Source organism: Streptomyces sp. NPDC026522, assembly GCF_055567555.1.
Genome location: NZ_JBVHQF010000014.1, coordinates 53,206 through 66,097, shown reverse-complemented (window position 1 = coordinate 66,097; position 12,892 = coordinate 53,206). Strand labels below are relative to the sequence as shown.

Genomic DNA, 12,892 nt, shown 5'->3' with positions numbered 1-12,892 from the left:
TGCACTGCGCTGGGCTACCAGGACTCGAACCTAGAATAAGGGAACCAGAAACCCTCGTGTTGCCAATTACACTATAGCCCACCAAAATGCAAGCCCCTGAGGGACTTTCATTCGGTTAGCGCCTCCGTCCGGCCTTCCGGCCCGCTCGGGCGGCGCAGAAAGAACATTACCGGATGCCTGACCGTGCTCCAAAACGGGTATCTGCGGCCAGCAGCGCGGGGAGCTGGGCAAGACCGGAGATCCGGTGCACTCCCTCCGGGGCCGGTCCGGGCGCGCCGCAGCGGTCGAGCCACACCGCCGTCAGGCCCGCGTCCCGGGCCCCGCGGGCGTCGATCTCCGGCTGGTCGCCGACGTACGCCACCTGCTGCGGCGGCAGCCCGAGCGCCTCGCAGGCGCCGAGGAAGGCGGCCGCGTCCGGCTTGCTCACACCGAGTTCGGCGGCGCACACCAGCACCTCGAAGCGCTCGCGCAGCCCGAGCCGGCGCAGCTTGGGGTCCTGGTTGGCGGTGGAGGAGTTGGAGAGCACCCCGTGCCGGTAGTCGCCGGCCAGGGCGTCCAGTACCGGGAGCACGTCCGGGAAGAGCGCCCAGGCCGCCTGGTAGTGCACGACGTACCGGTCGAACCAGCTGTCGGCCTCGGCGTCGCTCATCCCCGGGGCCGCCAGGAAGTCCCGCACCCGGTCCTGGCGCTGGGCCAGGAACGTCGTCTCCCCGGCGGCGAAGCGGGCCCAGTGGCGTTCGGTCGCGGCGCGCCACAGGGCGAGGGCCGCCGCCGGGGTCCCGTAGCGCTCCGCCAGCCCGTCGTCGGCCAGGTGCCGCGCGAGTCCGGCCGTGTCGGCCCCGGTGTAGTCGAACAGGGTGTCGTCGACGTCCCACAACAGCGCACGGATCGGCATACGGCCGAGACTACTGGGCGGCTTCCTCCGGTGCGGGCCGGACGGAGAAGTCCGTCGCGAAGCGGCTGACCGCGCCTTCGGCGTGCCGACGGCCCCCACCGCCCCCACCGACGCCGAAGGGGCGGCCGCCGGGGAGGCGGCCGCCCCTTCGGGGTGGGTGCGGGTCAGGCGGCGAGCTTCGCCAGCGCCGCGTCGATGCGGGCCAGGGAGCGCTCCTTGCCCAGGATCTGGAGGGACTCGAAGAGCGGCAGGCCGACCGTGCGGCCGGTGACGGCGACGCGGACGGGGGCCTGGGCCTTGCCCAGCTTCAGCCCGTGGGCCTCGCCGGCGGTCAGGACGGCCTGCTTGAGGGCCTCCGGGTCGTTCCAGTCGGCCGTCTCCAGGTGTGCGCGGACGGTGGTCAGCAGGGCCGCAGGCTCGCCCTTCATCGCCTTGTCCCAGGACGCCTGGTCCTCGACCGGCTCCTTGCGGAAGAGGAAGTCGACGTTCGCCGTGATGTCCGACAGGACGGTCACCCGGGTCTGGGCGTACGGCGCGATGGCCTCCCACGCCTGCGCGTCGAAGTCCTCCGGCTCCCAGTTGGCGTGCGGCGCGCGCAGCCACGGTGTGCAGGCGTCGGCGAACGCCTTCGGGTCCATCCGGCGGATGTGGTCGGCGTTGATCGCCTCGGCCTTCTTCAGGTCGAAGCGGGCCGGGTTGGCGTTCACGTCCGTGATGTCGAACTTCGCCACCATCTCCTCGATGGTGAAGATGTCCTGGTCCTTGGAGAACGACCAGCCGAGGAGCGAGAGGTAGTTCAGCAGGCCCTCGGGGAGGAAGCCGCGCTCGCGGTACAGGTTGAGCGAGGCCTCCGGGTCGCGCTTGGAGAGCTTCTTGTTCCCCTCGCCCATGACGTACGGCAGGTGGCCGAACTCCGGGACGCCGGTGGCGATGCCCAGTTCCATCAGCGCCTTGTACAGCGCGATCTGGCGGGGCGTGGAGGACAGCAGGTCTTCGCCGCGCAGCACGTGCGTGATCTGCATCAGCGCGTCGTCGACCGGGTTGACGAGCGTGTACAGCGGAGCGCCGTTGGCCCGCAGGATGCCGAAGTCCGGCACGTTCTCCGGGGTGAAGGTCAGCTCGCCGCGGACCAGGTCGGTGAAGGTGATCGGCTCGTCGGGCATCCGGAAGCGGACGATCGAGAGGCGGCCCTCGGCCTGGTACGCGGCCACCTGCTCGGCGGTCAGGTCGCGGCAGTGGCCGTCGTAGCCGGAGGGCTTGCCGGCCGCCCGGGCGGCGGTGCGGCGCTCCTCCAGTTCCTCGGTCGTGCAGTAGCAGTCGTACGCGTATCCGCCGTCGCGCAGGCGCTGGGCGACGTCGGCGTAGATGTCCATCCGCTGCGACTGGCGGTAGGGGGCGTGCGGGCCGCCGACCTCGGGGCCCTCGTCCCAGGTGAAGCCCAGCCAGCGCAGCGAGTCGAGCAGCTGGTGGTAGGACTCCTCGGAGTCGCGGGCCGCGTCGGTGTCCTCGATGCGGAAGACGAACGTACCGCCGTGATGGCGGGCGAACGCCCAGTTGAAGAGGGCGGTGCGGACCAGACCCACGTGGGGGTTGCCGGTCGGGGAGGGACAGAAACGTACGCGGACGTTCGCGTTAGCCACGCTTGATCACCTTGTTGGTGAGAGTGCCGATGCCTTCGATGGTGACGGCGACCTCGTCGCCGACGTTGAGGGGGCCGACTCCGGCCGGGGTCCCCGTGAGGATGACGTCGCCCGGGAGCAGCGTCATGGCCTCGGTGATGTGCACGACCAGGTCCTCGATCGAGCGGACCATGTCGCTGGTGCGGCCGAGCTGGCGCTGTTCGCCGTTGACGGTGCACTGGATGGTCAGGTCGCCCGGGTCCAGGTCGGTCTCGATCCAGGGGCCCAGCGGGCAGGAGCTGTCGAAGCCCTTGGCGCGGGCCCACTGCTTCTCGCGCTGCTGGACGTCGCGCGCGGTGACGTCGTTGGCGCAGGTGTAGCCGAGGATCACGTCCTTGACGCGCTCCTTGGGGACCTCGCGGCACATCCGGCCGATGACCACGGCGAGCTCCGCCTCGTGGTGGAGGTCCTGGGAGAAGGAGGGGTACGTGATGGGGTCGCCCGGGCCGACCACCGAGGTGGAGGGCTTGAAGAAGGTGATGGGCGTCTCCGGCACCGCGTTGCCCAGCTCCGCCGCGTGCTCCGCGTAGTTGCGGCCGATGGCCACGACCTTGTTCGGGAGCACGGGCGGCAGCAGCCGGACCTTGTTCAGCGGGACCTTGGTGCCCGAGAGCTCGAAGTCCGCGAACGGGATGCCCTTGATGATGTCGAGGACGAGCTCACCTTCGGCGCCGGGGGCAGTGCTGCCCTCGACCGCGCCGAACGCGACGTTGCCGTCGATCGAGAACCTGGCGATGCGCACCGGTTGCGTCTGCCCCTCTGTATTTCCGCTGGCTGGAGTCTGCGGACTCCAGGCTAACGCGGTGGGCGGGGGCGCTTCGCGTCCTTTGCCGGGCGGGTCTACTGCGCAGCGGCGGCGACCGGCGCGTCCATGAGGACGGTGCGGCGGGGGTTGGCGGTCTGCGCGGGCAGCTCGACGGAGTGCTCCGGGGCCAGGGCCGTCTGCAGCTCCTCGGCGTCCTTGAGGTGCGCCAGGGTGGTACGGCGGGGGTTGGCTATGTTGCGGAACATCATCGTCGTCTTCATCGGAGTTTCGGGCCCTCGGCTCGCTCGTCGGTGTGGTGGTTGTCGGATGCGCCAACCCTGCAAAGGGAAAGGCTAAACATCTGAATCCCCCGCCGAACCGGGAAGTAATGGCCAGGGCTGTGTGAGTTTCCTCACCAGCGACCCGGCATTACGGTCATAACGGGCAGTCAATTTGAGGCCCCGAAACGGACATTGCGCCACTGAACGCGTTATTCCGCTCCTGATCATCTCGACTGGGACACCTTGACAGTCGCGTTGTTTGGTCGATGTAAGTCCGGTTCCTCCCGAAAGGGCTTCCACGCCACGTAATGCACCCGTCGCGGTACGTGATCGGCTCGCCGGGGCGAGGCGCGCACCTTGTTGGAGATCCCCCACTGTGCTGGAATTCGCGGGACCGCCGCGGGAATCAGCCGGCGCGCAGGTGGCGCGACTCAGCGCCTAGCGCGGCGGCAAGGAGAGGGAGACGCGCCGGTCACCGACGACCACCATGGGGCCGTCAGTGCCCCACGACTCGACACCGTCCCACCGCTCCACCGGCGGGACGCCTGGTCCAGAGGTTGCGACGCTAGTGCAGGGACGATTCAAGAGGGATGGCAAGGGTTCTCCCCAGGCCCACGAGGGCCGAGGGGAAGCTGCGTCGGAGCAGGAGCCGCGCGGCGGGACCGACCGTGGCTCCTCGCCCCAGCACGCCCAGAACCGAGGGCCGGCTGTCGAAGGAGCGGGCTCCGAGGCCGCCAACCCCGTGAAGGGGAAGGCCAAGGGCCGGGCCAAGCCGAAGGGCGTGGCGCGGGCCAAGGGCAAGGGCGAGCCGGCTCCCGAACAGGACGTGGCGATACCGAAGGCCCCCAGCGGGTCCGGTTCACGCCTCGCCATGCAGAACTGGCGCATCAGCACGCGACTGGTGTCGCTGCTGACCCTGCCGGTCGTCGCCGCCACCACGCTCGGTGGCTTCCGCATCAACGACTCGCTCAACGACATCGCGCAGCTGGACCACATGCAGCTGCTGACGACGATGACCCGGCAGGCCACCAACCTGGCCGCCGCGCTCCAGGAGGAGCGCGACAAGTCGGCCGGTCCGCTGTCGGTCGACAGGTCGGGCAAGGCGAACTCCCTCGTCGAGGGCGTCCGCGACCAGACCGACGCCGCCGCGAAGGCCTTCGCCGTCGCGACCGACAAGGTCGACAGCACGCAGGACAAGGACGAGACCCTCAAGTCCATCCGCAACAACATCCTGCAGATCGGCCGCCAGCTCACCGGCATCGAGGACATCCGCAAGAAGGCGTACCAGAACGGCGCCCAGCAGACGGTCACCGAGTACAACGCACTGATCGTCTCGCTGCTCTCGCTCTCGCAGGACATGGCCCAGGCCACCTCCAACCCCGAGATGATCAAGCGTACGCGCGCCCTGGCGGCCTTCTCCTCCGCCAAGGAGTACGCCTCCATCCAGCGCGCGATCATCGCCGCCTCGCTCCCCGAGAGCGGCGAGAAGCCCGGCACGCTGACCGAGAACGACCGGCTGTACGCGCTGTCCGCGCTGCGCGGCGAGAGCCAGTCGAAGAAGACCTTCGAACTCGTCTACCAGGGCAAGCCCGAGGAGCTCCTCGCGAGCCTCGGCGACGGCAACGCGGAGATCAGCAAGGCCGACCACTTCACCCGGCGCGTGCTGTCCACGCAGGGGCAGTTCGCCAAGGAGGCGCAGTACCGCTCCTGGATGGACTGGTACGACGCCGACGGCACCAAGCTCACGGCCATGAAGGTCATCGAGCTCACCCTGCTCGAGGACATGGAGCAGAAGGCCCGCGAGCTGAAGAGCCAGTCGCAGCAGGACGCCATCATCAACGGTGCGCTGATCCTCCTCGTCCTCGGCGTCTCCCTCGTCGGCGCCTTCGTCATGGCCCGCTCCATGATCCGCTCGCTGCGCCGCCTCCAGGACACGGCGACCCGGGTCGCCCAGGACCGGCTGCCCGAGCTCGTCAAGCAGCTGTCCGAGACGGACCCGCAGGACGTCGACACCACGGTGGAGTCCGTCGGCCTGCACACCCGCGACGAGATCGGCCAGGTGGCCGCGGCCTTCGACGACGTGCACCGCGAGGCCGTCCGCCTCGCCGCCGAGCAGGCCCTGCTCCGGGGCAACGTCAACGCGATGTTCACCAACCTCTCGCGCCGCTCGCAGGGTCTCATCCAGCGCCAGCTCTCGCTCATCTCCGAGCTGGAGTCGCGCGAGGCCGACCCGGACCAGCTGTCCTCGCTCTTCAAGCTCGACCACCTCGCGACCCGCATGCGCCGTAACGGCGAAAACCTCCTCGTCCTCGCGGGCGAGGAGCCGGGCCGCCGGTGGACCCGTCCCGTCCCGCTCGTCGACGTGCTCCGCGCCGCGGCGTCCGAGGTGGAGCAGTACGAGCGCATCGAACTCTCGTCGGTGCCCGGCACCGACGTCGCCGGCCGCGTCGTCAACGACCTCGTGCACCTGCTGGCCGAGCTGCTGGAGAACGCCACCTCGTTCTCCTCCCCGCAGACCAAGGTCAAGGTCACCGGTCACGCCCTGCCGGACGGCCGGGTGCTCGTCGAGATCCACGACACCGGTATCGGCCTCTCCCCCGAGGACCTCGCCGCGATCAACGAGCGGCTCGCCTCGCCGCCGACCGTGGACGTCTCCGTCTCCCGCCGCATGGGCCTGTTCGTGGTCGGCCGCCTGTCCCTGCGACACGGCATCCGGATCCAGCTGCGCCCCTCCGACTCGGGCGGCACCACCGCGCTCGTCATGCTGCCGGTGGACGTCGCCCAGGGCGGCAAGAAGCCCGGGCCGATGCCCGGCCAGGGTGGTCAGGGCGGTCCCGGGGCCGGCTCCGCGCAGGGCCTTCCCGGCGGTCCGGGCGGTGCCGCGGGCCAGGGTTCCGCCGGTGCCGGGGGCGCGCGTCCCCCGGTCGGCGCCGGCCCGCAGCGCGGTCAGGTCTCCGCAGCCGGACAGCGTGCCGCGCTGCCCGGGCGGGACGGTTCCGCCGGTCCGCAGCAGCGGCCCCAGGGCCAGGGTCCCGGCCCGCAGGGCGGCCGGCCGCAGCAGCAGGGCGGCCCGATGGCGCGTCCGCAGGCCGGTCCCGGCGCCCCGACGGGCCAGGGCGCGGGCGGTTTCGCCCCCGGTGCCCCGCTCCCGGGCCGCGGCCCGGCCGGGGGTCCGGCGGGCGGTGCGCAGTCCCGGCCCGGTGCCGGTCCCGCCGCCTTCCCGCAGGGCAACGGCTTCGAGCGGCCGCAGCAGCAGCCCGCTCCGGCCACCGCCCAGGGCCAGCCCCAGGCGCCCGTCCAGCGCAAGCGGCCGCAGCTGCCGCCGCGCGGCGGCGCCCCGCGACCGGAGCTCCCTGGTGCCGGTGCCGCGGCGCCGCAGGGCACCAGCTGGGGCGCGGGCCAGGGCGGCCACGAGGTCCCGCGGGGGCACGACGAGCTGTCGGGCCCCGGTGCGACGGCGGAGTTCGCCCGCCCGGACTTCAACGCCCCGCCCCCGCAGGGCGGCGGCAACCCCGCCAACAGCACCACCGGGCAGTTCGAGCGCCCCGACGTACGCGGTCCCCTGGACCCGTCCGCGACCGGGCAGTTCGAGCGCCCGGCGGACTTCCAGGCTCCCCGCGGCGGCGGCCCCGGCGTGGGCGGCCAGAGCGGCCGCCAGCCCCAGGCGCCCCAGTCCGGCGGCTTCTTCCCGGCGCAGCGTCCGCAGGCGCAGCCCGAGGCGCTGCCGCCGGCCCAGGGTCCCGGTGAGGCGCGCAGCCCCATCTTCGACACCCTGGAGTCGAACTGGGTCCGCCAGGACGGCGGCCCCTCCGTACCCCGGCAGCCGCAGCCGCAGCCGCAGTACCAGCAGCAGGCTCCCGCCGCGCCGGCTCACCAGCAGCCGCTCCCCCAGCGCGGTCAGGAGCTCCCGGCCGACCCGACGGCGACCGGCGCGGTGCCGACCGTAAGCTGGCGGTCCTCGCCGAACGACGAGCTGATGCGACAGGCCGAGCGCGTGCGCCAGCCCGCCGCCGGCGGCATCACCACCTCGGGCCTGCCCAAGCGGGTGCCGCGGGCGAACCTCGTGGCCGGTACCGCTCAGCAGCAGGCCGAGACCCAGGCCGGCCCGCAGGTCTCGCGCGCCCCGGACGACGTCCGCGGCCGCCTCACCAACCTCCGACGCGGTATTCAGCAGGGGCGCCAGGCCGGCACCACCGGCCCCGCGACCGGCAGTTACCAGATCGACCCCACTTACCAGCAGGAGCGATAGTTGAGTTCGATGAGCCAGGCGGCACAGAACCTGAACTGGTTGATCACCAACTTCGTGGACAACACCCCCGGGGTGTCCCACACCGTGGTGGTCTCCGCCGACGGACTCCTTCTGGCGATGTCGGAAGGTTTCCCCCGTGACCGGGCCGATCAGCTGGCGGCCGTGGCCTCCGGACTGACCTCGCTGACCGCCGGAGCCTCCCGCATCTTCGAGGGCGGCGCCGTCAACCAGACCGTGGTGGAGATGGACCGGGGATTCCTGTTCCTCATGTCCGTCTCCGACGGTTCCTCGCTCGCGGTGCTCGCGCACCCCGAGTGCGACATCGGCCTCGTGGGCTACGAGATGGCCCTCCTCGTGGACCGGGCCGGCAGTGTCCTCACCCCGGAACTGCGCTCGGAACTCCAGGGAAGCCTTCTCAGCTGACCGCAACCCTCCCGGCCGGCCGGTACTTCCGGCCGGGAGGCAGGGGCGCCCGCCCCAGCCAAGTACCACCGCCAGGCCGTCATACCGTCCCCCCCACCGGCCGCCCCGTGAGACGGCACGCTGACCACTGCTGTCCAGCCCGGAGGATCAATGACCCCGCCCCCCGCCTACCCGGATTCGTACGAGGACTCGTACTCGGAAGGCGACCAGCCGCTGGTACGTCCGTACGCGATGACCGGCGGCCGGACCCGGCCCCGCTACCAGCTCGCCATAGAGGCGCTGGTCAGCACCACGGCCGATCCGATGCACCTGTCCGGCCTGCTGCCGGAGCACCAGCGCATCTGCACCCTGTGCCGTGAGGTGAAGTCGGTCGCGGAGGTCTCCGCACTGCTGTCGATGCCGCTCGGTGTCGCCCGGATCCTCGTCGCCGACCTGGCCGAGGCCGGAATGGTGGCCATCCACCAGCCGGGCAATGGAGAGGCCGGCGGAACGCCGGATGTAACGCTGCTCGAGAGGGTTCTCAGTGGACTTCGCAAGATCTGACGGCGGAGCGGCTCCTCGCTCCACCACCTCCGCGAAGATCGTGGTGGCGGGCGGCTTCGGCGTGGGCAAGACCACGTTCGTCGGCGCGGTCTCCGAGATCAATCCGCTGCGTACCGAGGCCGTGATGACGTCCGCGAGCGCGGGCATCGACGACCTCACCCACACCGGGGACAAGACGACCACCACGGTCGCCATGGACTTCGGCCGCATCACCCTGGACCAGGACCTCATCCTGTACCTGTTCGGCACCCCGGGTCAGGACCGCTTCTGGTTCATGTGGGACGACCTGGTCCGCGGCGCCATCGGCGCGATCGTCCTGGTCGACACCCGCCGCCTGGCCGACTGCTTCCCCGCGGTCGACTACTTCGAGAACAGCGGCCTGCCGTTCGTGGTGGCGCTCAACGGTTTCGAGGGGCACCAGCCGTACACCCCGGAGGAAGTCCGCGAGGCCCTGCAGATCGGCCCGGACGCCCCCATCATCACCACCGACGCCCGCCACCGCGCGGACGCCAAGAGCGCGCTCATCACGCTCGTGGAGCACGCACTGATGGCGCGGCTCAAGTAACGGGCTCTCATATCGTGAGCGGCGAAGGGCGGGCTGTGTCATAGAACACGGCCCGCCCTCCTCGTTCATAACGTTTCGACAGAGAATTGAAGCCAGTTGGGCACAGGGTGCGTTCATGCGGTACCCCTGTGCTCACAACTGGCCCGGTTTTTGCCGCAGGTCGCTCTTTATGTCCGATTTATGCGGGACATAAGGTTGTTGGAATGGCTGATTCCAACTGTTTGGAACAGGGCCGTCAACCGTGCTGGAATTCAACGAACTAGCTAGTAGTACCGCCGAGAGGTTGTTGGTCGAGTGAGGCGAAGCAACGCGAGCCCCGGGGTCGAACCCGCGCGGGGCAACTTCACCCCGCCGCCGCGAGCGGCCGCGTCGCCCGTCGACGCGCCCGTGGAGCCACCTGCCGCCAAGGGCAGCAGCAGCAAGTTCGCCCCGCGCAACTGGCGCGTGCCGACCAAGCTGAACGCCATCCTCCTGGTACCCGTCCTCGTCGGACTGGTCATGGGCGGGTTCCAGGTGAAGGGCTCGATCGACAGCTGGAACGAGGCCAAGGACGCCGAGAAGACCGCCCGCATCGTCCAGGCGGCGGCCGAATACGGCCAGGCCCTCCTCAACGAGCGTGACCTCACCGCCGAACCGCTCCTCAAGGGCGAGCGCAACAGCCCGGTCGTGGCGAAGGCCTACGCGGCCACGGACGCGGCCAAGGCGAAGTTCGCCGAAGCCGCCAAGGACCTCCCGGACAACCAGAGCCTGGAGCACCGCCTCGCGCTCTTCCGCCAGGAGGAGCCGAAGCTGGAGCAGGTCCGCAAGACGGCGTACGTGGCGCCGGAGACGCCGAAGAAGGCACTTCCCAACCAGGCGGGTCCCATCCCGACCGAAGAGGGCTACGTGCTGGTCCAGCACTACCTCATGACGTTCTCCAACGAACTGGGCCTGGGCACCGGCAACGTCACCAGCTACGGCCGCATGGTCTACGCGGTCGAGCTGGCCAAGGCCGCCAACTCGCTCCAGCGGTCGGTCGGTACGCACCTCCTGGTCCGCCCGAACGAGAACGAGGAGACCCGCAGGGGCCAGCTCGTCGCGTTCTCCTCCTACGCCTACCTCGAAGAGATCGCGATCGGCGAGTACGTCGCGGCCGGCACCGACGCGGACACCAACCGCCTCAAGGAGGTCATGGCCGACAAGGCCAAGGACGGCGCCGCCAAGCTGACCGCCGCCAAGCTGGCGGCCGACCAGGCCGGCACCACCTTCAAGGCCCCGCCGGTCGTCAACGGCTCCGCCCTCACCGGCATGACCGAGGCGATAGCCAGCGGCGTCGGCAAGGACAAGCTCGCCGCCGCCGGTACCACCGCCCCCGCCTGGCAGGCGGCGGCCACCGCCAAGTTCGACGGCTACGCCGAGATCGAGAAGGAACTCCTCGACAAGGCCGTCAACGACTCCGTCGCGGTCTCCGACTCGGCCCGCACCGACGCCATCGTCACCGGTGCCGCCGTGGTCGTGGCCCTGCTCGCCGCCTTCATCCTGGCCGGCATGATGGCGCGCCAGATGAGCCGCTCCATGCGCCGCCTGCGCGCCGCCGCCTTCGACGTCGCCGAGCAGCGCCTGCCGATGCTCGTCGACCAGCTCTCGCGCACCGACCCCGGCAAGGTCGACACCCGCGTGACGCCGATCCCGATCGACTCCCAGGACGAGATCGGCGAGGTCGCCCGCGCCTTCGACCAGGTCCACCGCGAAGCGGTCCGGCTCGCCGCCGAGCAGGCCCTCCTGCGAGGGAACGTCAACGCGATCTTCACGAACCTCTCCATGCGCAACCAGTCGCTGATCGAGGGCCAGCTGACCCTCATCACCGACCTGGAGAACAACGAGGCCGACCCCGACCAGCTGGAGAACCTCTTCCGGCTGGACCACCTGGCCACCCGTATGCGCCGCAACGGCGAGAACCTCCTCATCCTCGCGGGTGAGGAGCCGGGCCGCCGCTGGGACCAGCCGGTGCCCCTCGTGGACGTGCTGCGCGCCGCCTCCTCCGAGGTGGAGCAGTACGAGCGCATCGAGCTCTCGGGCGTCTCGGAAGCGGAGATCCACGGCCAGGCCGTGACCGACCTCGTGCACCTGCTCGCCGAGCTGCTGGAGAACGCGACCACGTTCTCCTCCCCGCAGACCAAGGTCCGCGTCAACGCCACCAGGCTGCCCGACGGCCGCGTCATGGTGGAGATCCACGACAAGGGCATCGGCCTCACCGCCGAGGACTTCGCGGACATCAACCACAAGCTGGCCAACCCGCCGACCGTGGACGCCGCGATCTCGCAGCGCATGGGTCTGTTCGTGGTCGGCCGGCTGGCGGACCGCCACGGCATCCGCGTCCAGCTGCGCCCCTCCGGCGAAGCGGCCGGCACCACCTCGCTGGTCATGCTCCCGGACGCCATCACGCACGGTGGTGGCGGCGAGGGCATCCCGGACGACGACTTCACGGTCTCCTCGATCATCCCGGAGCAGCAGGCCCAGCTGGCCCCGCCGCTGCGCACGGCCGCCGAGCTCGGCTTCGACGACTCGCGCTACGACGCCCAGGGCGGCGAGGAGCGCTCGCTCGACCCGGTCGGCCGGTCCCTGACCCAGCAGGAGCGCCGGGCCGCGCTGGCGGCCCAGGTCGGCTTCCCGCAGGACCAGGAGCACCAGCAGGACCAGGAGCACGAGCAGTCCGGGTATCCCGCGCAGGAGTATCCGGAACCGCAGCCGGAGCACGGGTACCAGGAGTACCAGGGCTACGAGCAGCAGTCCGCGCAGGGCTACGAGAGCTCGTACGAGACTTCGGCCGCCGAGCAGGCGTACGAGGCATACCCGCAGCAGAACTACTCTTATCCGGAAGCCGAGTACCAGGACCAGGGCCACAACGCCCAGTCCTACGAGGACGGCTACGCATCCCAGTCCCAGCAGGCCGGGTGGCCCGAGCAGAACACCTATTCGGGCTCCTACCAGCAGGGCTACGGGACCGAATCGGAATCCCAGGCCGCTCCCGAAGCGGCTCCGGACCGCGTAGGCTTCGACCGTCCGGGTGCCGCTGCCGACACCGGTCACCAGATGACCGGAGCGGGCCTGCCGCGTCGTGGCAGCCAGCAGCAGGGGCAGTCGGGACAGCAGAAAGCGGAGTCCACCGGGTCCCTCTTCGAGCAGCGGCCGCAGCGTCAGCGGCAGTCCGCTGAGGCGGAGAGTGCCCCGGAGGAGACGGAAGGCAGCGCGGCGTGGCGTTCGAACAACGACGAGCGCTGGCAGCAGGCCGCCAAGCTCCGTGAGCCGAAGGCGGGCGGGGTCACCCCGTCCGGTCTCCCTCGGCGGGTGCCCAAGGCCAACCTGGTCGAGGGTGCTGCGGAGACGACCCCGCAGGGCGGCCCCCAGGTCTCCCGCGCCCCGGAGGACGTCCGCGGCAGGTTGAGCAACCTGCGGCGCGGTGTCCAGCAGGGACGCAGCGCGGGTTCCGAGCAGTCAAGTAACAGCTATGACCAGGAGCGTTAGTGTGAGCC

Annotated in this window: 9 protein-coding genes and 1 tRNA gene; 5 read left to right on the top strand and 5 right to left on the bottom strand. The window is 70.7% G+C overall.

All coding sequences use genetic code 11. The features are described 5' to 3' along the window. Positions 1-9 precede the first annotated feature (9 nt). The 5 genes from ACZ4M3_RS30550 to ACZ4M3_RS30530 all read right to left on the bottom strand — a co-directional run bounded on the left by ACZ4M3_RS30550 (position 10) and on the right by ACZ4M3_RS30530 (position 3,600). Positions 10-81: transfer RNA gene (locus tag ACZ4M3_RS30550), tRNA-Gln, on the bottom strand. Between the two features lie 85 nt (positions 82-166). After that, positions 167-895 (bottom strand): HAD family hydrolase, encoded by a 729-nt coding sequence (locus tag ACZ4M3_RS30545; protein WP_467738099.1) that lies wholly within the window; start codon positions 893-895, stop codon positions 167-169. Positions 896-1,059: 164 nt separating this feature from the next. After that, positions 1,060-2,535, bottom strand: a complete 1,476-nt coding sequence (gene gltX / locus ACZ4M3_RS30540; RefSeq protein ID WP_467738097.1) for a glutamate--tRNA ligase — start codon at positions 2,533-2,535, stop codon at positions 1,060-1,062. Further along, positions 2,528-3,316: a fumarylacetoacetate hydrolase family protein gene (locus ACZ4M3_RS30535; RefSeq protein ID WP_467738095.1), complete on the bottom strand. Its 789-nt coding sequence runs from the start codon at positions 3,314-3,316 to the stop codon at positions 2,528-2,530. The genes gltX and ACZ4M3_RS30535 overlap by 8 nt, the downstream gene beginning before the upstream one ends. Positions 3,317-3,414: 98 nt before the next feature. Further along, positions 3,415-3,600 (bottom strand): hypothetical protein, encoded by a 186-nt coding sequence (locus ACZ4M3_RS30530; RefSeq protein WP_467738093.1) that lies wholly within the window; start codon positions 3,598-3,600, stop codon positions 3,415-3,417. 568 nt (positions 3,601-4,168) lie between these two features. Here ACZ4M3_RS30530 and ACZ4M3_RS30525 point away from each other — a divergent pair. The 5 genes from ACZ4M3_RS30525 to ACZ4M3_RS30505 all read left to right on the top strand — a co-directional run bounded on the left by ACZ4M3_RS30525 (position 4,169) and on the right by ACZ4M3_RS30505 (position 12,884). After that, positions 4,169-7,849 carry a nitrate- and nitrite sensing domain-containing protein gene (locus ACZ4M3_RS30525; protein ID WP_467738091.1) on the top strand — a complete coding sequence of 1,227 codons (3,681 nt, stop codon included), beginning with the start codon at positions 4,169-4,171 and terminating at the stop codon, positions 7,847-7,849. A 9-nt stretch (positions 7,850-7,858) separates the two neighbouring features. Continuing rightward, positions 7,859-8,272: a roadblock/LC7 domain-containing protein gene (locus tag ACZ4M3_RS30520; protein ID WP_453353997.1), complete on the top strand. Its 414-nt coding sequence runs from the start codon at positions 7,859-7,861 to the stop codon at positions 8,270-8,272. Positions 8,273-8,422: 150 nt separating this feature from the next. Then, a complete protein-coding gene (locus ACZ4M3_RS30515) occupies positions 8,423-8,815 on the top strand; it encodes a DUF742 domain-containing protein (protein ID WP_467738089.1) in 393 nt (130 codons plus the stop codon). After that, positions 8,796-9,380 carry a GTP-binding protein gene (locus ACZ4M3_RS30510; protein ID WP_136214586.1) on the top strand — a complete coding sequence of 195 codons (585 nt, stop codon included), beginning with the start codon at positions 8,796-8,798 and terminating at the stop codon, positions 9,378-9,380. The genes ACZ4M3_RS30515 and ACZ4M3_RS30510 overlap by 20 nt, the downstream gene beginning before the upstream one ends. 294 nt (positions 9,381-9,674) lie before the next feature. Further along, complete coding sequence (locus ACZ4M3_RS30505) at positions 9,675-12,884, top strand: nitrate- and nitrite sensing domain-containing protein (RefSeq protein ID WP_467738087.1); 3,210 nt, start codon at positions 9,675-9,677, stop codon at positions 12,882-12,884. Positions 12,885-12,892: the final 8 nt, after the last annotated feature.

Excerpts from the sequence above, each read along its gene's own strand:
- ACZ4M3_RS30545 (WP_467738099.1), bottom strand. The coding sequence starts at position 895 with ATGCCGATCCGTGCGCTGTTGTGGGACGTCGACGACACCCTGTTCGAC.
- ACZ4M3_RS30530 (WP_467738093.1), bottom strand. The coding sequence starts at position 3,600 with ATGAAGACGACGATGATGTTCCGCAACATAGCCAACCCCCGCCGTACC.
- ACZ4M3_RS30520 (WP_453353997.1), top strand. The coding sequence starts at position 7,859 with ATGAGCCAGGCGGCACAGAACCTGAACTGGTTGATCACCAACTTCGTG.
- ACZ4M3_RS30515 (WP_467738089.1), top strand. The coding sequence starts at position 8,423 with ATGACCCCGCCCCCCGCCTACCCGGATTCGTACGAGGACTCGTACTCG.